The 19,567-nt window shown below is 45.0% G+C and carries 18 protein-coding genes; 8 read left to right on the top strand and 10 right to left on the bottom strand.

The window, feature by feature from the left end; all coding sequences use genetic code 11:
- The 6 genes from SNE26_RS22765 to SNE26_RS22740 all read left to right on the top strand — a co-directional run bounded on the left by SNE26_RS22765 (position 1) and on the right by SNE26_RS22740 (position 7,554).
- Positions 1-3,159 carry an efflux RND transporter permease subunit gene (locus tag SNE26_RS22765; protein WP_321556169.1) on the top strand — a complete coding sequence of 1,053 codons (3,159 nt, stop codon included), beginning with the start codon at positions 1-3 and terminating at the stop codon, positions 3,157-3,159.
- Between the two features lie 6 nt (positions 3,160-3,165).
- Positions 3,166-4,488 (top strand): TolC family protein, encoded by a 1,323-nt coding sequence (locus SNE26_RS22760; protein WP_321556168.1) that lies wholly within the window; start codon positions 3,166-3,168, stop codon positions 4,486-4,488.
- 41 nt (positions 4,489-4,529) lie between these two features.
- The gene (locus tag SNE26_RS22755; RefSeq protein WP_321556167.1) at positions 4,530-4,910 is read left to right on the top strand and encodes a response regulator; all 381 of its coding nucleotides are present in this window, start codon (positions 4,530-4,532) and stop codon (positions 4,908-4,910) included.
- Positions 4,907-5,773: an N-acetylglucosamine kinase gene (locus SNE26_RS22750; RefSeq protein ID WP_321556166.1), complete on the top strand. Its 867-nt coding sequence runs from the start codon at positions 4,907-4,909 to the stop codon at positions 5,771-5,773. The genes SNE26_RS22755 and SNE26_RS22750 overlap by 4 nt, the downstream gene beginning before the upstream one ends.
- Positions 5,774-6,119: 346 nt before the next feature.
- Positions 6,120-6,869, top strand: coding sequence for a glucose 1-dehydrogenase (locus SNE26_RS22745; protein WP_321556165.1), 750 nt, complete (start codon positions 6,120-6,122; stop codon positions 6,867-6,869).
- Between the two features lie 103 nt (positions 6,870-6,972).
- Positions 6,973-7,554: a TetR/AcrR family transcriptional regulator gene (locus SNE26_RS22740; protein WP_321556164.1), complete on the top strand. Its 582-nt coding sequence runs from the start codon at positions 6,973-6,975 to the stop codon at positions 7,552-7,554.
- A 19-nt stretch (positions 7,555-7,573) separates the two neighbouring features.
- Here the strand turns inward: SNE26_RS22740 and lnt are convergent, their stop codons facing one another.
- Positions 7,574-9,208, bottom strand: a complete 1,635-nt coding sequence (gene lnt, locus SNE26_RS22735) for an apolipoprotein N-acyltransferase (protein WP_321556163.1) — start codon at positions 9,206-9,208, stop codon at positions 7,574-7,576.
- A 430-nt stretch (positions 9,209-9,638) separates the two neighbouring features.
- Positions 9,639-10,364: a 16S rRNA (cytidine(1402)-2'-O)-methyltransferase gene (gene rsmI / locus SNE26_RS22730; RefSeq protein WP_321556162.1), complete on the bottom strand. Its 726-nt coding sequence runs from the start codon at positions 10,362-10,364 to the stop codon at positions 9,639-9,641.
- Positions 10,365-10,482: 118 nt separating this feature from the next.
- Here rsmI and serS point away from each other — a divergent pair, with 118 nt between their 5' ends.
- Positions 10,483-11,754, top strand: coding sequence for a serine--tRNA ligase (gene serS, locus SNE26_RS22725; RefSeq protein WP_321556161.1), 1,272 nt, complete (start codon positions 10,483-10,485; stop codon positions 11,752-11,754).
- A 119-nt stretch (positions 11,755-11,873) separates the two neighbouring features.
- Here the strand turns inward: serS and SNE26_RS22720 are convergent, their stop codons facing one another.
- Together SNE26_RS22720 and SNE26_RS22715 are read right to left on the bottom strand one after the other, a co-directional pair.
- On the bottom strand, positions 11,874-12,674 hold the full coding sequence (locus SNE26_RS22720) for an N-acetylmuramoyl-L-alanine amidase (RefSeq protein ID WP_321556160.1): 801 nt from the start codon (positions 12,672-12,674) through the stop codon (positions 11,874-11,876).
- Between the two features lie 197 nt (positions 12,675-12,871).
- A complete protein-coding gene (locus SNE26_RS22715; RefSeq protein WP_321556159.1) occupies positions 12,872-13,027 on the bottom strand; it encodes a lmo0937 family membrane protein in 156 nt (51 codons plus the stop codon).
- A 167-nt stretch (positions 13,028-13,194) separates the two neighbouring features.
- Between SNE26_RS22715 and SNE26_RS22710 the strand changes: the two genes are divergently transcribed.
- On the top strand, positions 13,195-14,364 hold the full coding sequence (locus SNE26_RS22710; protein ID WP_321556158.1) for a hypothetical protein: 1,170 nt from the start codon (positions 13,195-13,197) through the stop codon (positions 14,362-14,364).
- A gap of 8 nt (positions 14,365-14,372) precedes the next feature.
- Here the strand turns inward: SNE26_RS22710 and SNE26_RS22705 are convergent, their stop codons facing one another.
- From SNE26_RS22705 to SNE26_RS22680, 6 genes are all read right to left on the bottom strand, one after another.
- A complete protein-coding gene (locus SNE26_RS22705; RefSeq protein ID WP_321556157.1) occupies positions 14,373-15,767 on the bottom strand; it encodes a hypothetical protein in 1,395 nt (464 codons plus the stop codon).
- 239 nt (positions 15,768-16,006) lie between these two features.
- Positions 16,007-16,714 carry a peptidoglycan DD-metalloendopeptidase family protein gene (locus SNE26_RS22700; RefSeq protein WP_321556156.1) on the bottom strand — a complete coding sequence of 236 codons (708 nt, stop codon included), beginning with the start codon at positions 16,712-16,714 and terminating at the stop codon, positions 16,007-16,009.
- Positions 16,715-16,723: 9 nt separating this feature from the next.
- Positions 16,724-17,101, bottom strand: a complete 378-nt coding sequence (rbfA, locus tag SNE26_RS22695; RefSeq protein ID WP_090532309.1) for a 30S ribosome-binding factor RbfA — start codon at positions 17,099-17,101, stop codon at positions 16,724-16,726.
- A gap of 100 nt (positions 17,102-17,201) precedes the next feature.
- Entirely contained in the window at positions 17,202-17,567 is a 366-nt protein-coding gene (locus tag SNE26_RS22690) for a hypothetical protein (RefSeq protein ID WP_090532839.1), read from the bottom strand.
- A 16-nt stretch (positions 17,568-17,583) separates the two neighbouring features.
- Entirely contained in the window at positions 17,584-18,810 is a 1,227-nt protein-coding gene (locus SNE26_RS22685; RefSeq protein WP_321556155.1) for an FtsX-like permease family protein, read from the bottom strand.
- A gap of 64 nt (positions 18,811-18,874) precedes the next feature.
- Complete coding sequence (locus SNE26_RS22680) at positions 18,875-19,513, bottom strand: MBL fold metallo-hydrolase (RefSeq protein ID WP_321556154.1); 639 nt, start codon at positions 19,511-19,513, stop codon at positions 18,875-18,877.
- Positions 19,514-19,567 lie beyond the last annotated feature (54 nt).

The raw sequence follows: 19,567 nt of genomic DNA, 5'->3' as shown, positions 1-19,567 counted from the left end.
ATGAGCTTATCCTCAGTAAGTATTAAAAGGCCGGTATTGGCAACAGTAATGTCTGTAGTTATTGTTGTGTTCGGTATTATCGGCTACAAATTTTTAGGTGTGCGCGATTTCCCTTCGGTGGATCCGCCCATCATTTCGGTATCCACCAGTTACTCCGGTGCCAATGCCGATGTAATTGAATCGCAGATCACCGAACCGCTTGAAAAATCTATCAACGGTGTACCGGGAATCCGTAATATATCGTCGACCAGTTCGGTTGGGCAAAGCAATATCACGGTTGAGTTTGACCTTGATGCCGATTTGGAAACCGCGGCGAACGACGTGCGCGATAAAGTGGGCCAGGCCCAGCGCCAGTTGCCGCAGGATATTAACGCCCCGCCCGTGGTAACCAAGGCCGACGCCAGCGCTGACCAGATCATTACCCTTACCGTTAGCAGTAATATCCGTAACATCAACCAGCTTGACGATTACGCCGAGAACGTTTTATTGGAAGGCCTGCAAACCATCCCCGGTGTAAGTTCCATTAACGTACAGGGGCAGCGCCAGTATGCTATGCGCCTGTGGATTGATCCGGCCAAACTTTCGGCGCAGGGGCTTACGGCTACTGATATTGGCGCCGCTTTGGCTAAAGAGAACGTGGAGCTGCCGGCGGGTAAAATTGAAGGTAACAATACCGAGGTAACCATCAGGGCACTGGGCAAACTGGCTACAGAGCAGGATTTTAATAACCTGATCCTCCGTGCAGACAGCAACCGGGTTATCCGTCTTAAAGATGTAGGGTATGCTGTGCTTGGCTCGGCAAACGAAGAAACGATATTTAAGGAATCGGGTGTGCCAATGGTTGGTTTGGCTTTAGTGCCGCAGCCGGGCGCCAACTACGTACAGATAGCGAAGGATTTTTATGTACGTTTAGAGCAGATCAAAAAAGACCTGCCGCCCGATATCTCTGTAAAAGTGGCGCTGGATAATACGCGGTTCATTAACCAGTCGATATCTGAAGTGCAGGAAACGCTGATTGTGGCCTTTGTACTGGTGGTAATTATTATCTACCTTTTCTTTCGCGATTGGCTCATCGCTTTCCGGCCGCTCATCGATATCCCGGTATCGCTTATCGGCGCGTTCTTTATCATGTACATCTTCGGGTTTTCCATCAATATATTAACCCTTTTGGGGATAGTACTGGCAACAGGCCTGGTGGTGGATGACGGTATCGTGGTAACGGAAAACATCTATAAAAAGGTAGAGGCGGGCATGGCTATCCGTAAGGCAGCTTTTGAAGGCTCGGCCGAGATCTTTTTCGCGGTGGTATCTACATCGGTTACGCTGGCGGCTGTATTTTTACCCATTGTGTTTTTACAGGGTTTCACCGGCCGTTTATTCCGTGAGTTTGCGGTGGTGGTAGCCGGTGCGGTATTGATATCGGCATTCGTGTCCCTGTCATTAACACCAATGCTTAACGTAAAGCTGATCCGTAAAAACCAAAAGAAATCAAGGTTTTACGAAAAAACAGAGCCCTTCTTCATTAACATGACCACTTCGTATACCGAATCGCTCATTAAGTTTATGAAGCGTAAATGGGTGTCGTTCGTCATCCTCGCGGCATCTGTCGTCATCATCGGCATCCTGGTTAATGTTATACCATCAGAACTTGCACCGCTTGATGACCGCAGTTTGCTTCGTTATAGTGTTACCGGTTCGGAGGGGGCAACTTATGAGTACATGACCAGGTACATGGATAAAGTGTCTAACCTTGTTGAGGATTCGATCCCGGAGGCAAACGTTAACCTTGAAATTGTTTCCCCATCATTTGGCGGCGGCGGTGCTTCAAATACCGGCTTTGGCAGGGTAGGGCTGGTTGCGCCTGATAAACGTGTGCGCACCCAGCAGGAACTTGCCGACTGGCTTAACGGTAAACTACGCAAAATGCCCGATGCCCGCGCCATTGTGGTGCAGGAACAAACCATCAGCGGTGGTGGTTCGGGCTCAAAAACATCGCTACCGGTGCAATACGTTATCCAGAACCAGGATTTTGAAAAGATCCGGAAGGTGTTGCCAACGTTTTTTGCCGAGGTGTCCAAAAGCCCCGTTTTCCAGGGAACAGATGTTAACCTGAAATTTACCAAACCCGAACTGCGTGTAGTTACCGATCGTGAACGTGCCCGCGACCTGGGTGTTTCGGTTGATGATATTGCCCAAACGCTGCAATTATATTACAGTGCCGGCCGTTTGGATTATTTCCTGATAAACGGGAAACAATACCAGGTAATAGCACAGGTTGACCGCGCTAACCGTGATCAGCCGCTTGACCTGCGGTCTATTTACGTGCGCAGCTCAAAAGGGACTTTGGTGCAGCTGGATAACGTGGTTAAAACAACAGAAGGTGCTACACCGCCTGCAATTTATCACTTTAACCGTTACAAATCGGCAACAGTATCTGCTGGCCTGGCGCCGGGTTATACTGTTGGCGATGGTATTAAGGAGATGGACAGGATCTCCAAAGGCTTACTTGATGATACCTTTAGTACAGCGCTGAGCGGCCCGTCACGTGACTATGCCGAAGGCTCGTCGAACATCCTTTTTGCTTTTGGTTTTGCCTTGCTGCTGATCTACCTGGTACTGGCAGCCCAGTTTGAAAGCTTTATGGACCCGTTTATTGTGATGCTTACCGTGCCGCTGGCTATTTCGGGCGCGTTTTTATCGCTGTGGCTGTTTAACCAAACGCTCAATATTTTCAGCGAGATCGGGATCATCACCCTTGTGGGGCTGGTAACCAAGAACGGGATCCTGATTGTGGAATTTGCCAACCAGCGGATGGAACAGGGGGTAGCTAAATATGAGGCTGTTGTTGAAGCTGCCACAGCACGTTTACGGCCTATATTAATGACCAGCTTAGCCGTAGTGCTTGGATCTGTGCCTATTGCGTTTGCGCTGGGCGCAGGTGCAAAAAGCCGTGTTTCATTAGGTATTGTGATTATGGGCGGGATGCTGTTTTCATTAGTATTAACGCTTTATATTATCCCGATGATGTATTTGCTGCTGGCTGCTAAAACCCGTAAAGACCATGACCACGATCCTGAGGACCTGGCTGCCGAAGCTGAAATAGCCGAAGCCGCCCGTCACCCGCACCATCAAGAACCTAAACTGATCGAAAACCTGTAATATAATATGATGATCAAGAAAATAGCCTGCCTGGTTTGTTGTTTTGCAATGGTATCAACCATTGCATTAGCCCAGCAGGATGCGCCCTTACTTACTTTAAAAGATGCGGTTGAAATAGCCCTGAAAAACAACTATAACATCAAGTTGTCGCAAAATAACTCAACCATAGCATCAAACAACGTTACGCTTGGTAATGCCGGCATTTTACCGGTAGTTACCGGCGACTTTAACGACAACAACAGCCGCCAAACTACCAAGCAAACCCGTAATGATGGTACGGTTAACAATATCCGCAATGCCAAAAACTCCAACAATAACTACGGTGTAAACCTTAACTGGACAATTTTTGACGGCTTTGCCATGTTTGCAAATTATGATCAGCTAAAGCAGATGGATAAACTGGGTGTACTGCAATTACAGGATACCGTACAGCGAACAGTTGCCGGTGTTATCGATACCTATTATAATTTGATCAGTCAAAACGAACAGATCAAGGCATTAAAAGGAGCTATTGATATTTCCCGTACGCAGTTGCGCATTGCCAACGATAAGTTTGCTGTAGGAAGGGCCTCGCGATTGGAAGTATTGAATGCCCAGGTAAACCTGAATACGGATACCGGTAACCTGGTAATCCAGTACCAGCAATTTAAGACAACTAAAATACAGCTTAACCAATTGCTGATCCGCGATCTGCAAACCGATTTTTCTGTTGCCGATACTATAATAGTTGATGAAAAACTGGCGCTGGCCGATGTGATCAACAACGCGCAGCTTCAAAACCCGGCAATACTATCGGCACAAATAAACCAGCGCCTGGCCGAGATCAACCTTAAACAGGTGCGCGCTACGCGGTATCCGCAGGTAGGGGTAACATCGGGCTATACGTTTACCAACAGCAAAACGCCGGCAGGTTTTACGCTGTCGCAAAATGTGCATGGTTTTAATTACGGCCTCACTGCAAGCATCAATATATTCAATGGCTTTAACCAAAACAGGCGCGAAAAAAATGCAAAGATCCAGATTGAGAATGCCGGCATTGCTGCCAAACAAACCAAACTGGATATTGAAGGCCAGATCAACAGCCTGTTTGTGGCATATCTTTCGGGCCTTGACCTGGTAAAACTGGAGGAAGCCAACGTAAACCTTAACAAAAAAAACCTGGATATTACGCTTGATAAATATAAGTTAGGTAATATTACCCCGCTTGAGGTAAGGGAAGCACAGCGTAATTATCTTGACGCGCAATCAAAATTCTTTGCCGCGCAATACCAAAGCAAACAAGCCGAGATCATGTTAAAACAAATAACTAACAGCATTAACATCAAATAAAAAATATTTTAATAATAAGTTTAAAAACTTATTTTTGAATCATGACCGCCCCTTTCAAAACCTGCTTGCTTATTGATGATAATTACATTGATAGCTTTATAACGCGCAGGGTTTTGGAGAGCAGCAACTTTGCCGAAAATATCATTGTGCGCCAATCACCGATGGAGGCCATTGAATCATTAAAAAGCGGATCGGTAAACCCCGATGTTATTTTTTTAGATATCAGGATGCCAATGATGAGCGGCTTTGAGTTTTTGCAGGAATTTGCCGGTTTGGATATTGCTAAAAAAAGGATAAAAATATATATGTTATCATCATCACTCGATCCTACCGATATCAGGGAATCGGAAGATAATAAGCATATTACACAGTTTATTCATAAGCCACTTACTGTTAAAGCGCTTGAAGAAATTTGTCAATGATCTTAGTTGCAGATAGCGGATCATCAAAAACCGATTGGCTGCTGACCGTTTCAGACCAGGAAACCCGCTCATTCCTTACCGCGGGATTAAACCCCTATTTTTTAACCGAAAAAGAGATAGCACGGATTGTATTGGAGCAGGCCCCTGAAATGGTGGCGTTTGCTGCCCGGATTTCCGAGATTTACTTTTTTGGTGCAGGGTGCAGCAGCCCCGACCGGCACGAGATCGTATCAAACGCCCTGAGCATACATTTTAATAAAGCTTACATCAGTGTTGACAGCGACCTGCTGGGTTGCGCTTATGCAACCTGCGGCCAGGAAAAGGGAATTTGCTGCGTGATGGGCACGGGCAGTAATATCTCTTTTTTTGACGGCGAAGAAATCTATGACGGGCAGCATGGTCTTGGTTTTGTTTTGGGCGATGAAGGCTCAGGCACCTGGTTTGGAAAAAAGCTGATCACTGATTTTTTATATGGCAATATGCCGTATGATATCAGCCAGAAGTTTGATAAGGCTTACCATCTGAATAAGGAGATCGTGATCAAAAATGTGTATCAAAAGCCTAATGCCAATACCTACCTGGCATCGTTCAGTAAGTTTGTAAGCGAAATAAAAACTACCGAATACGGGCATTCCATGCTGGTTGACGGTTTGGTGGAGTTTATTGAAACCAATATCAAATCATACCCCGAATATCATAAATACAAATGCCACTTTGTTGGCTCCATAGCTTATTCGTTCTCCGAAGAACTTATCTCATTATGCCACCTGCACGGCGTAAAAACCGGCAAGATCATCAAACACCCGATAAATGACCTGATGGCCTTTATCCTGAAAAGGAATGAAATGGCAACAGAAGAGTAGGACTCCTAAGGACTCGCTTTAAAACACTCCTCGTCGTGCCGAATTTATTTCGGCATCTCACCATGCAGATAGTCACAGGATAGGTCTGCCAGAGACAAGGCGAAGACATTGCAGGCGTAAACATCCTATGAGATGCCGAAATAAATTCGGCATGACATAATCTTTTAACTTATCAGCTACATCTGCCTAATGAAAAAGCTGCAATAAATTTAAAGTGGTTCCCTGAATGACCATACCTATGCATTTGTCATCCCAGACTAATAAAAATTAATTATGGAATGATTGTTCCGAAATGGGTTTATATTTGCGGAACGATTATTCCAAAATTAAATTAATCTTCCAGAAAATGAAAAAATTAGAAAACAAAGTAGCAGTAGTAACAGGGGCATCAAAAGGTATTGGTGCAGGTATAGCTAAAAGTCTGGCTTCGGCAGGTGCTGCAGTAGTAGTAAATTATGCATCGGATAAAAACGGTGCGGATAAAGTGGTTGCCGAAATTACAGCCGAAGGTGGCAGAGCTATCGCTGTACAAGGCAGCGTAGCAAAAAAGGCTGACGTTGATCGTCTTTTTGCAGAAACCAAAGAAGCTTTCGGTGGTGTTGATGTTTTGGTGAACAATGCCGGTGTATATCAGTTTACACCGATAGAAGCTGTAACCGAAGAAGAATTCCACCGCCAGTTTGATATCAATGTACTCGGCTTATTACTTGCTACCCAGGGAGCGGTAAATAGCTTTGGTGATAAAGGCGGTAGCATAATCAACATAAGCTCAACCGTAACCCGTATTACTCCTCCGCAAAGTGCTATTTATACAGGCACCAAAGGTGCGGTTGATTCTATTACACAGGTTTTGTCAAGAGAGCTTGGTCCTAAAAAAATCCGTGTAAATGCTATTAACCCGGGGATGGTTGAAACCGAAGGCACACATACAGCAGGTTTTATAGGCAGCGATTTCCAGGCTGAGCTTGAAAAAACTACGCCGCTTGGCCGTATAGGTCAGCCGGATGATATTGCACCTGTTGCGGTATTCCTGGCCTCTGACGATTCACGCTGGTTAACCGGCGAAATTATCTTAGCCAGTGGTGGTGTAAGATAAATAACGCACCTCAGGGTCATTTAGGGTGGCTAAAGAGAATGCAGATTAACAATTAATTAAAAATGAATAGCTTTGCCCATTAAACGGGTAAAGCTTTTCTGTTATGGCACGAAGTAAAGATTTTGATGAAGCCGAAGTATTGAGCAAGGCCGTTTGCATTTTTTGGCATAAGGGTTACAATGGCACGTCCATGCAGGATTTGGTGGACGGCCTGGGCATTAGTCGCTCAAGTTTGTACGATACTTTTGGCGATAAACACGCTTTGTATATTAAAGCCCTGGATAGCTATCAGAAGTTCGGCGGGAACCAGATGTGTGATATTATAAATAATACAGCATCGGCAAAAGAAGCTATAAAGAAACTTTTGGAACTTACCATGCGCGATTTGTTAAATGATGAACAACGAAAAGGTTGTTTCATGGTAAATGCCGAAATTGAACTGGCATCGCATGATTCCGAAGTTAAAAATGTGATATGCCGGAATGAGCAGCAATTTGAGAACGCGGTTCTTCGTGCTATAAAAAAAGGGCAGGACAGTGGTGAGATCCGTAACCCCCAGGATTCCCTTGCGCTGGCCCGGTTCATCATGAACGCGGTAAGAGGCATGCAGGTATCAGCCAAAGCCACAGCCGATAAAGCTTTTTTTGATGATATCATCAAAACCACTCTTTCTGTACTTGATTAACAGCTTATATGTTGACCTCCTAAGCCGTTAACGTTTGTTTTTTCCTCAATCTTACCCCCAGTAAAAACATCATGCCAAGCCCTGCCAATCCACTGCCGGCTTGCGGGATATAATCGCCGTGTTTAACATAAAATGTAAGTTCGCTGTTGAGGTTGATATCTTGTTTGATAGAGGTTTTAACCCACCATTCGGTATGTTTAACCACATCGCCGCGCTGGTTTATAAACCCGGAGATGCCGGTATTAGCCGATTGACAAACCCAGCGGCGGGTTTCAATGGCGCGAAGTTTGGCATAATCTAAATGCTGGTCCTTACCCGAAGTATTTTCCCACCAGCCATCGTTGGTAATAATGGCGATAAACTGCGCTCCTTTTTTAACAGAGCGGGCAATGTACCCTCCCCATATCGATTCATAGCAAATAACAGGATCGACCCCGATACCGCTTTGCGAATAAAGCACCTTGGCATCCTTTTCGGGAGCATAATTGCCGGTTGCGCCGCCTAAATGTTCAAATACGGGTTTCAGGAATGAGAGCGCATCGCCAAAAGGTAATGATTCGGCTCCGGGTACCAAACGTGATTTATGGTAAGTTTGGATGCGGTCGCCATTTTCAATGTTGAGGGCAGTGCTGTAAAAATCAGCAAACTGGTCGCCGCCCCACGGAGAGGGAACAGCCGTTGGTGTTGCCCTGTTGTTATATAGCCTGTATGTTTCGGCGCCTGTAACCAGGTTACCGTTCGGGTACTTCCGTAAAAAAAGCTGGGCTTGCTTAATAAAATCATTTTGGCCTATCTGTTCTTCGTTAATATAAACAGGCGCGGGGATAGCTGTTTCGGGCCAGATAAAAAATTCGGTGTTTGGCTGTGCCACCTGGGTTGAAAGGCGGATCAGGATATCGAGCTGTAAAGCGGCAGGGATGGTGCCATCTTTTTCGTACGGATCTATGTTTGGCTGGGCAATAACGATGTTTGATGGGTTTACTTCTTCAACATAGCTATGGTAAACCAATAGTGAACAGCCAAGAGGGGCTGCTACAACAATTACAATCGCTGTGATCAATACCATTCTCAGGCGTTTGGTTTGAGCTTCACGAAGGCTTGTATAAATTAAAAAAGCCAGGATGTTCACCACCCAGACCCATATGGTACCCCCGTACACGCCGGTATATTCATACCATTGAACCCACTGATGAGCTACGGCAAAGCCGTTACCAAGTGTCATCCAGGGAAAGTATAAGTCCCAGCTTTGGTGCAGGTATTCATAGCCGATCCAGAAACAAACCAACCCAATGAGTGCGATCCAGCGGGGAGCGACCAGTCTCAACCGGTAATATAACCAGAAAGCAGCAGCCATTAACAGCGGCCCAAGCGAATAGGGGATGAGCGTTATGGGAATGGCCACTACCTCGCCCACTATTTTAAGCGCGTTATAAACCCAGTAAACAGATAATGAGTTCCAGATAAAAAAGCCAATGAAAGTTACATTAAATACCCGTCTGCCTTTTTTAGGCTTATCATCATTAATAATGTTTTCAATAGCCAGCAGCATGGGCACAAAGCCGATGAAAAGCAAAAACGTAGTATAAGGGGTAGGCGGCCAGGCTATCCACAAAAGTAAGCCTGATAGTATGGCTAATGGTAGGTTTTTTTTCATGTAGGGTGACAATGTATTATTCAGTTGTCGCTGTATTTATTCAGAACCGTCATTGCGAGGTACGAAGCAATCCCCGATGAGCAGAGTCGCTCTGTAAAGTTTGGGATTGCTTCATGTCTTATAATGACGTTATCTAAGTTGTTGATTGTTAAGTGTAATTTTTTTGATTTGTTTTATAATATGGGCGTTGCCTGCGGCCGGGCTATCCGCTGCAAGTCCTCGCCTTTCCTGCCCGCAAACCCAGCCCGCGCTGTGGGCTTTACGCTTCTATCCCTAACGCGCCTGTGCAACAGCCTTAAAACAGTTTAATTATTTACTTATATTAATTATGTCATTGCGAACACAGCGCGGCAATCGCACGGAAGCACAGCCGCTTTGTATAGCATGCGATTGCTTCGTACCTCGCAATGACATGATTTGTGCTTATAAGTTACTCTTCCTCTTCATCTCTGTCATACTTCCCCTTTGCCGGTTTAGCCGCCGCACCGGCAACACACATTACAAACTCGCCTTTCATGGGGTGCGTTTCAAAGTATTCTTTTACTTCGGTAACTGTACCCCGCACGGTTTCTTCAAACATTTTGGTAAGCTCGCGCGATACCGAGATCTGCCTGTCGGCACCAAAATACGTTGCCATTTCATCCAGCGTTTTTAACAAACGGTGGGGCGACTCATATAGTATGATGGTCCGTTCCTCTTCGGCTAAAAATTTGTACCGGGTTTGGCGACCTTTTTTCAACGGTAAAAAACCCTCGAAACAAAACTTATCGGTAGGAAAACCCGAGTTAACCAGCGCCGGCACAAAAGCGGTGGCGCCGGGCAGGCATTCCACAGCGATATTAAACTTTAAAGCTTCGCGAACAAGAAAAAAACCGGGATCAGATATCGCCGGTGTACCGGCATCCGAAATGAGCGCGATATTTTTCCCTTGCAGCAAAAATTTAATGATCTCGTTACTTGATTGATGCTCGTTGTGCTGATGATGTGCAAATACTTTTTGATGGATCTCGAAGTGTTTCAGCATCGGGGCAGAAGTACGGGTGTCTTCAGCCAGTATCAGGTCCACTTCCTTCAATACGCGGATAGCCCTGAAGGTCATATCCTCCAGATTACCTATCGGGGTGGGGACTAAGTATAGTTTGCCAGTTTGGTTCATGGTTCATAGATCATAGTTCATGGATATTGGTTTGATGGTTTTTAAATTTCATAAATCAGCTATGAACTATGAACCATAAACTATGAACTAATTATATCTTTGCCTAAAAAATAAAATAATGCTGCAAGTTAGTTATATCCGTGATAACCGGGAACAGGTTTTGGAACGTTTGGCTGTAAAAAATTTTAAACAGTCCCAACTGGTTGATGAAATAATTGAGCTGGATGATAAACGCCGCTCCACCCAAACCAGTATGGATAATGTTTCGGCCGAGGCTAATGCAGCTGCAAAACAGATTGGCGAGCTGATGCGCGCCGGTAAAAAAGAGGAAGCCGAAGGCCTTAAGGGCAAAACCGGGGCCTGGAAAGAAGAGATCAAAAAGCTTGGTGACCTGCTTACCATTACCGAAGAGGAACTTTACCAAAAACTGGTACTGCTGCCTAACCTGCCGCACAGCTCGGTACCTAAAGGCCTAACCCCTGAAGATAATGAAGTGGTGTTAGAGAATGGCACCAGGCCCGAGCTGCCTGCCGATGCTCTACCGCACTGGGAACTGGCCGCTAAATACAACCTGATTGATTTTGAACTGGGCGTTAAAATAACCGGCGCCGGTTTCCCTGTATATAAAAACAAAGGCGCCAAGCTGCAACGTGCCCTGATCAATTATTTTATTGACGAAGCCGAGAAAGCAGGCTATAGCGAGGTAAGCGTGCCACTGATGGTAAACGAAGCATCGGGCTTTGGTACATCACAGCTGCCGGATAAAGAGGGACAGATGTACCATGTAGGTATCGATAACCTGTACCTGATCCCTACTGCCGAGGTGCCTATTACCAACCTGTACCGCGAAGTAATATTGAAAGAAGATCAGTTGCCGGTTCGTAACTGCGGGCACACCCCATGTTTCCGCCGCGAGGCTGGTTCATACGGTGCGCACGTACGCGGATTGAACCGTTTGCACCAGTTTGATAAGGTAGAGATTGTAACCATTGCCCATCCGGATAAATCATACGAAATATTGGAGCTGATGAGCAGCCACGTACAGGGCCTTTTACAAAAGTTAGGTTTACCATACCGTGTATTGCGCCTTTGCGGCGGTGACATGGGCTTTGGCTCTGCTTTAACTTATGATATGGAAACCTGGAGCGCCGCACAGCAACGCTGGCTGGAAGTTTCATCTGTATCAAACTTTGAAACTTTCCAGAGCAACAGGCTAAAACTCCGTTTCCGCAATGCCGAGGGCAAAACACAATTGGCCCATACGCTTAACGGCAGCGCGCTGGCCTTGCCGCGTATTGTAGCCACATTGTTGGAGAATAACCAAACTGAAAAAGGGATTAAAGTGCCGGAGGTATTGGTGCCTTATACTAAGTTTGAGTGGATTGATTAGCCCCCCTGCCCCCTAAAGGAGGAGGTTAAAAGCATAACGCCCCGGCACATTCGTTGTATCGGGGCGTTATGCTTTATAAATGTTATTCTTGCGCTTGTGCTCGCCCCTTTAGGGGCTGCTCAATATTTCCTGTAAACATTATAAAGGATATTCAAATCCAACTGTGTCATTACGGGTGTTTCATCCGTTTGCACAAAGTGCCGCTTAAAGGCAACAATGGCTGCCGGGAGGTTGCTGATATCATAGCCGATCAGCTTAAGTGCTGTAGCATAATCAAAATTATCAGGTGGCAGCTCCAGCAGTTCTTCGCGCCAAAAACCAAAGCCTTTTTGTGCTAACAATTTCCAGGGGAACAATGGCCCGGGATCGGGTTTGCGCAATGGTGCTATATCCTGGTGACCGATAAAATTTGCCTGCGGAATGTTGTAGGTTTTCTTTAATTGCGCCAATAAAACCAGCAGGCTTTTTACCTGTACATCATTAAAGGGCTCGTGACCGTTATTGTCAATTTCTATACCGATAGAACAACTGTTCATATCGCTGATGCTGCCCCATTTACTGATGCCGGCATGCCAGGCCCGCAGGTAATCATTAAGCATATGGTAAATTTTGCCGTCTTTGCTCACAACATAATGCGCGCTCACCTGCGGTTTTACCAAAGTGAATGTGGTAAGGGTTTGTTTAACCGAATCCTGCGCTGTGTAATGAATGATGACGTAATTGGGCTTGCGCAGGTTAAAATTCACGGTGCCAACCCATTCCGAAGGGATGGCGCCGCCCGCACTGTCAACCAGCATGGCCGGCTGCTCGCGGCTAATCACCTCTACCAATGAATCGGTTTGGTTGTGGTACACTTTATTGGTGGCAGCGAAGGGTTGTACTTTAGGCGAGCATGCGCTGATGGTGGCTGCAACTGCCATAAATAATAAAATGTATATATTTTTCAAACCTTGATTCTCCTGATTAAGGATTTCTCCCTGATGATTTAAACAAGTATACAAAAAACCTTGATCCATTTGATTTAAAGACTTTCTGATTTTATCAGGTAATCTGCAAATCAAGCGAATCAAGGTTCAGATAGCTTATATAGCCTACAGATTTTATATTTTCAGCAGCGTTATATAGCTGTCGACCGCCTGATTACGCCTAACAGAAGCGCGATAATAGCTATTACCAGCAAAATGTGGATCAGGCTGCCCACTGATGTGAAAAATACACCTATTGCCCATCCTATTATAAGGATGACTGCAATTATATACAGGAGTGAGTTCATAGTACTTTGTTTTAATTAATGATTTTCATAGCTATTAATATAATAGCTGTGATGACTGAAAAGTTTTAACTTTTGTGTTTTTTTAAGGGGGATGCAGCTCATTTACAGTTGTATTTTGTAAAGATTTATTCCCGCTGTATCTTTAGGCACCTTACCTCATAAAAACGATGAAACATTTTTTGCTGTTTATCTTCCTGCTGTCTGGCGGACTTGTTTTTGGCCAGTCGAAACTGCCTGTGATCAAAGCTACATCAAAAAAAGTAGCCATCAATGACGGCGGATTTTTGGATAAAAACGCCTGGTCGCTTTCGCCAAAAACAAGGCCGGATGTTTATACTGCCGATAGGGCCCGGGCAGCAAAGTGGGTCACCTTTTATACCGATATCGATTCGATAAGGGTAAAAATTAAGCCTGGCACGAGGTATAACTTCATTATCCTGCTTAACGGCAAGGATTCATGCTATACGCAAATAGCAAGCGCTATACCGCCAGAGGATAAATTGAAAAACAATATCGTTACGAATGATACCATTCCGTTTACGCTTAGTGCCCATAATGCCATTCATGTAAAGGCTATTATGAATGACGTTGATACCCTGAACCTGCATTTTGACCTTAGCTCCTTTGATTTTCATTTTACAAGGGATGCCATCCTGAAAAAAACGAAGCTGCTGCCAAACCAGGCCGATGTTTTGGCGGGTAAAGCGAAGCCTGATTATAATAACATGAGTAAAGCGCTCAAACTGCAAATAGGGGGCATGATTTGGCGCAACCAGGAAATTCTGCCTACAAATATTACCGCTGATGATATGGATGGCCGCTTTGGCTGGAACCTTTTTGAAGGCAAACAGGTGGAAGTTAATTACGATGAAAAGGTGCTCGTTATCCACACTAAACTACAGAGGTCATTAAAAAAAGGATATGTTAAATCGAAAATTGGGTTTACGCATTCCTTTGCTTACGCGAGCGGGAGCTTTGAAATAGGTGGCAAAAGCTATACCGGTAATTTTTTAATGGATACAGGTTCTGAGCAGGCTGCTATTTTGGATAGTGGCTGGGTAGCCAAAAATAATTTCCCAACGGATTTAAAGCTGATCAAATCGTCAACTATCAGCGATCCGCGCGGGGTAAAATATGAGATGAAAATTGTGGAAGCGCCGCTTTTCAGAATTAACGGTTTTGCGCAGACACATGTGCCGGCCATTATATTAAGCGGCAGAAACCCAATGGGCTTTGAAATAAATTACCTTGGAAATGGCTTGCTAAAACATTTCAACATGATCCTCGATTTCAAGAACGATTATTTGTACCTGAAGCCGAATAAATTATCTACCTGAAATAAAATTTAGCTTCCGGCCGGTACCGCCCAGCTTTGCCCGTCAAAAATAGGGTTCACATCCATGTTGTCATATTGAATATTAAGTTTTTGCTGGCCGCTTGTTGTTGCCTCACGATAAGGAATGGTGATACCCTGCACCGGCCGAAGATCTGACAGCATAGCAAACAGGGTTTTATCGCCTATCTTATAGCCATAAGCCATCAGTTGGTTTTGATTATTTATAGCAAACACGTATTCGTTGCCATTTAACTTGCATTGAACCGTATACATGTCATTATTGGGGATTTTTTGTGTATTGATGATCTGCATTTGATCAAGCGATGACTTGCGTAACCCAATAACCCCGGTGTATAAGGCGGTTTTTATCTCGGCAACGCTATTGGCTGGCAGGTCGGACTTGTTGCCGCTGCTCCATTGCCATCCGTTATTGCCTTCGGTTTGTTGCACCGAAACCGGTTTGCCGTTTTTCCATATTTCAACGCGCACCTTGCTGTTGGGGATATCAATCAGCTCAACAACTTTTAACCCTGAAACGGAGCCTGTTAAACGGGCGGTTTTCAATGCGTTCAGTTTATCGCCGCCATGGGCGGCATTGGCTTTTAAAAGCAGTGTTTTTCCATCCGGCGCGGCGGTATTGCCGGCATTTGTGGGCGAGTTTTCCGACGTTTTTTTAGCCGCAGTTGATGATTTTGTATTGTTAGTGGTGGTATTATCATCATTGTCTACAAAAAATACCCGACCATCAACTACAGCCATGCGGGTTTTACCGCCCATATCACAAAAAAAGCTGTGTAGTTCGGTATGGCCGTCGGTATAGGTGAGCGTAAGTACCCCCTTGTTTATTTTATAGGTGCCGCTGCCGTCCCGGCTGCTTGAACTGCCCCCGCCAACATTTTCGCCGGCTACAACTGAGCCCGAATAGCGCGAATTGCTAAAATGCCCCTTGCCATCAAAATTTAATCCCTGTGTACTTAAAGCGCCTACATAAGTTGTACCATAGGCCGCGCCGCCGCCGCCCATAGCACTGATGAATGAGTAATAGCCCGGAGGTATGATGTTCCCCTGGAGTTTAAACAGTTCATGTGCATAATTGGAAAGGCTTCCATACCTGGTTATGCCATAAACAGACGAGCTTTTAGTATATTTAAGTGTTACCTCTCCTTTGCCTATGGTGTACCTGCCGCTCACGTTGGTTTGCCAGTCGGCACGGTTAAGCGAGGAATTGAAGGTGCCATCAGGTCTGAATAGTATAGCAACGTCAGTTCTGTTCATCCCTCCGCCAAATATCGGACTTGGCGAAAACTCGCATCCGGCATAAACGCCATCTAACTTATCCTGGGCAAAAACATGATCGTGAAAGCAAAATAAAAAGGCGGAAAGTACCAGTAAGAATTGTTTCATAGGGCGTCGGTTTTTGTCGTTAAACCCTATTCGCCGGTTATTGTTTGTGGAAATGTTTTAATTAACAGGTGATTAATATTGGAGTAGAGGATAGCATGATGCGAACGAACGCCGCATATTTGTATTTTGATCGCATTTCCTTTTACCGGACAACAGCTGGCTTATTTCAACACCGCTTACTTGCCCCGGTGCTGAAACAGGCATAACAGAATGGAGATTTTATCTTCCACTAACAATAGCTACCCCACATTCACCGCATCAGGAAACCTCAATATCAGCCCGGGGTCAGGAATATTCCTCTGCCAGATCTCTTTTTCTGAAAACTTACCTACTCCGGGATAATCGCCCTGTTTGCCTTCCATATCAAACATCAGCTGGAAATGTAAATGTGGCGGCCAATGTCCGTTTTCATCGGCATTGCCAAGGGTTGCTATTTGCCGGTTTTTTGATACAGGCATGCCTTTGGCAAGCCCTTCCAGGCTTTTACGGCTTAAATGCCCGTACAGGCTGTAAAGGGTTAAGCCGTCAAGGTTGTGCTGTAAAATGATGGTTGGGCCGTAATCGCCAATGGTATTGTTATCCTGGTAGCTATGTACAATGCCATCGAGCGGGGCGTATACAGGCGTTCCGGCATCGCTCCAGATATCAACCCCTAAATGCAGGCGCCGGGGTTCATCATCCGTATCAAAATGACTGCTGAAGGCATAAATGGTACGGTGCTCCATGTACCCGCCAATACCGTAACGGCAATTGTTGCTACGCAGTTTTTCGTTAACTAAATGACTAAACATCGACGGCCTGTTAATGACCTCTGCCGTCAACTCCTTATTGGCGGCAGTAAGGTCAAAATGGTAAAGGCGGTCATGACCTGCATCAAAATCAACCACTTTGCCAATGGCTTCGGGATGATTGTTAATGTAATTAGCAAACAGCGTGTGCCGGTCCATCAGTGGCTATTAGTTTTCTTCGGTATCGGGCTGGCGTTCTTCTTTGCTGATCTTATCAAAGATCTTGTCCATGCGTTCAACGTATTCGCTGGTATCATCAACAAAAAACTCAAGCTGCGGAATAATCCTTACCTGGTCTTTGATGCGGGCGCCCAGTTTGTACCTGATTTCCGAAGCGTGCGATTTGATGGTATGCAAGGCGGTTTGTACATTAGGATTGCCCAAAAAGCTTAAAAATATACGGGCTATGGCCAAATCGGGCGTTACACGCACCTTGGTTATGGTTACCAGGGTATTAGGCAAATAATTCATGCCTTCGCGCTGAAAAATAGCTGCAAGGTCTTCCTGTATTACTCCGGCAAATTTTTGCTGACGTTTTGATTCCATTGGTTGTTAGTTAACGCCGATAAGGCAGATGAGTGTTTAATGCTTAATGCAAAAGCCTAAGTTATTGTTTTTGGCTTTTATTAACAATGACGGCAGGGTGTTAATTACATACGTCCTGCGGGATCTCTTTGGTTATTTTTACTACCTTTTTTACAACGAGGGTACTGTCATATTCGGATCCGCGGCCAACATCGCCCGATTTTGATTTGATGCCTTCAACCTCAACGTAAACCGGTTCGTAAGGTTTTTCAAAATTGAGCTGCGAATACTGTAATTCAAGCTGGGCCGAACTGTCAACCGCCCAAAACTCCTGGCCGCTGTCGCAATCTTTAAATGATTTAATTTCGGGCCCGGCGCTGTACAGGCCTTTATAAAGCGTAACCCCGTCTTTTTTATGGGCATCATTATTACATGCGTAAACAGCAATAACAACAAGCAGCAAAACAAAAACTTTGATATACCTCATACCCATTTTAACAAATTTACAAATCCTGTTTGATTTCATCCAATCCTTTAATACTTAAACGGGCGCTGATGCCGGCAGCTATTACCGAAATGCCACCAACAGTTAGCAGTACCAAACCAAAATCCTTAACTTTAAGATCGATGGGATACGAGTCCAGCACCGACATTTTGGCCCCCATTTTTATCCAGCCGTAATGCTGCTGCAACAGGCAAAAAATGGCGCCCAGCATTATGCCAATAATACAGCCAATAGCCGTGATCATCATTCCCTCAAAAAAGAAAATCCCCTGGATCATATTTTTATTGGCGCCCAGTCCGCTTAAAATGGCTATGTCCTTGCGTTTATCAATAACCAGCATGGTTAACGAGCCAATGATGTTAAATATTGCGATGATCAGTACAAAGGTAAGGATCATGTAAACCGCCCAGCTTTCGTAATTAAGGGTTTTGTATAGCTCGCTGTTTTGTTCCTTTCGGTTTTTTACGGTAAAGTCCCTGCCTATTTTATCCTGGATGTTTTTTTGCATGGCATCGATATTGGTGCCCCGCTTAAAATTAAGCTGGAGTGAAGAAACATCTACCGGTTGATCAAGCAGGTCGCGGGCAAACCCGATGGGGGTTACAGCTATATCATCAAACTCCTGCTGTATGGCAAATACCCCTGAGGGGTTGATGCTGCGTACAACAAATTCATTTAAGGGATTGGCCGAATTTTCTGCATCGCGCCGGGGTGAATAGATTTGCATGGACGAAAGCTCGTCATGCACATTAATGCCTAAGTTACCCTGTATGGTAGCACCAATTACAGCAAAATTTTGGTTGCCGCTTTTAAGCGTGAACGAGCCGCTGGCTATGGTACTGTCGAGCTGCGGGTTTTTCAAAAAATCGTCACTCACGCCCATTACGGTGCCCAAAAATGGTTTATCGCCATATTTGATCAGGGCTTTTTCCTGCAGCACTTCGGTAAAGGAAAATACGTGGGCATCTTTATGCAGGGAAGTGAAATAAGGCGTATTGGGGTTGAAGGTTTTGCCAAGCTTAGTCTCTATCTTAATTTCGGGCGTAAAGTTGCTGTATAACGAAAGGATAACTTTTTCAAAACCATTGAAAACCGAGAGGATAATGAGCAAAGCCGCACTGCCAATGAGCACCCCCAGCATAGAAATGCCCGAAATGATATTAATAGCATGCATTTTTTTGCCCGAAAACAGGTAACGCTTGGCTATGTAAATGGAGGTGTTCAATTGTGTTTGGGGGTTATACGTTCAGGTTTTGCTTATGCTTGATAAAACGTTGTTAAGGCTTTAACTAAGTTAAAAACGGATTGTTTTGTTTTTCGTAACCGATAGTTGTTTCGGGGCCGTGGCCCGGATAAACAGTAACATCATCAGGCAGGGTGAACAGCTTTGTTTCGATGTTGTTGATCAGCTGGGTAAAGTTACCGCCCGGTAAATCCGTACGACCGATACTTTGCCTGAACAACACATCGCCGCCAATCAGGACCTTGTCTTCCTTATCGTAAAAGCACAAATGCGCAGGCGAATGGCCCGGTGCAAAGATCAGGTGCAGGGTAGTATTGCCGAAGCGGATAGTGCCGGTTTCGGGCAGGTATTCATCGGGCATGGGCGATACATCATAACGAAAGCCCATAGATGGCGCATATGCAACAACAGCAGCCAGTACTTCCGATTCGCCGGCATGAAAGCGCGGTTTAAGGCCATACTGGTCAAATACAAATTTATTGCCCAGCACATGGTCAACATGGCAATGGGTATTGAGCAGCATAACAGGCTTCAGGTTATTGTTTTTGATGAAATTAACAACGGTGTTTTGCTCGGGGGCAGTATACATGCCCGGATCAATGATCACACATTCGCCGGTTTCATCATACAAAATATAAGTATTTTCCTGGTAAGGGTTATTTATAAATGATATAACTTTTGCCATGCGGTAAAAGTACGGAATAAATTGATTGGGTGTTGAAGGATGAAAAATTGGGCA

This window comes from Mucilaginibacter sp. cycad4, assembly GCF_034263275.1.
In the GTDB taxonomy this organism is placed as follows: domain Bacteria; phylum Bacteroidota; class Bacteroidia; order Sphingobacteriales; family Sphingobacteriaceae; genus Mucilaginibacter.
Note: the sequence above shows the minus strand (reverse complement) of the source record. Positions and strands in the feature narration are given on the sequence as shown.

Bases quoted from the DNA above. Each gene is read 5' to 3' on its own strand.
- SNE26_RS22765 (WP_321556169.1), top strand. From the start codon at position 1: ATGAGCTTATCCTCAGTAAGTATTAAAAGGCCGGTATTGGCAACAGTA.
- SNE26_RS22760 (WP_321556168.1), top strand. From the start codon at position 3,166: ATGATGATCAAGAAAATAGCCTGCCTGGTTTGTTGTTTTGCAATGGTA.
- SNE26_RS22755 (WP_321556167.1), top strand. From the start codon at position 4,530: ATGACCGCCCCTTTCAAAACCTGCTTGCTTATTGATGATAATTACATT.
- SNE26_RS22750 (WP_321556166.1), top strand. From the start codon at position 4,907: ATGATCTTAGTTGCAGATAGCGGATCATCAAAAACCGATTGGCTGCTG.
- SNE26_RS22745 (WP_321556165.1), top strand. From the start codon at position 6,120: ATGAAAAAATTAGAAAACAAAGTAGCAGTAGTAACAGGGGCATCAAAA.
- SNE26_RS22740 (WP_321556164.1), top strand. From the start codon at position 6,973: ATGGCACGAAGTAAAGATTTTGATGAAGCCGAAGTATTGAGCAAGGCC.
- lnt (WP_321556163.1), bottom strand. From the start codon at position 9,208: ATGAAAAAAAACCTACCATTAGCCATACTATCAGGCTTACTTTTGTGG.
- rsmI (WP_321556162.1), bottom strand. From the start codon at position 10,364: ATGAACCAAACTGGCAAACTATACTTAGTCCCCACCCCGATAGGTAAT.
- serS (WP_321556161.1), top strand. From the start codon at position 10,483: ATGCTGCAAGTTAGTTATATCCGTGATAACCGGGAACAGGTTTTGGAA.
- SNE26_RS22720 (WP_321556160.1), bottom strand. From the start codon at position 12,674: ATGGCAGTTGCAGCCACCATCAGCGCATGCTCGCCTAAAGTACAACCC.
- SNE26_RS22715 (WP_321556159.1), bottom strand. From the start codon at position 13,027: ATGAACTCACTCCTGTATATAATTGCAGTCATCCTTATAATAGGATGG.
- SNE26_RS22710 (WP_321556158.1), top strand. From the start codon at position 13,195: ATGAAACATTTTTTGCTGTTTATCTTCCTGCTGTCTGGCGGACTTGTT.
- SNE26_RS22705 (WP_321556157.1), bottom strand. From the start codon at position 15,767: ATGAAACAATTCTTACTGGTACTTTCCGCCTTTTTATTTTGCTTTCAC.
- SNE26_RS22700 (WP_321556156.1), bottom strand. From the start codon at position 16,714: ATGGACCGGCACACGCTGTTTGCTAATTACATTAACAATCATCCCGAA.
- rbfA (WP_090532309.1), bottom strand. From the start codon at position 17,101: ATGGAATCAAAACGTCAGCAAAAATTTGCCGGAGTAATACAGGAAGAC.
- SNE26_RS22690 (WP_090532839.1), bottom strand. From the start codon at position 17,567: ATGAGGTATATCAAAGTTTTTGTTTTGCTGCTTGTTGTTATTGCTGTT.
- SNE26_RS22680 (WP_321556154.1), bottom strand. From the start codon at position 19,513: ATGGCAAAAGTTATATCATTTATAAATAACCCTTACCAGGAAAATACT.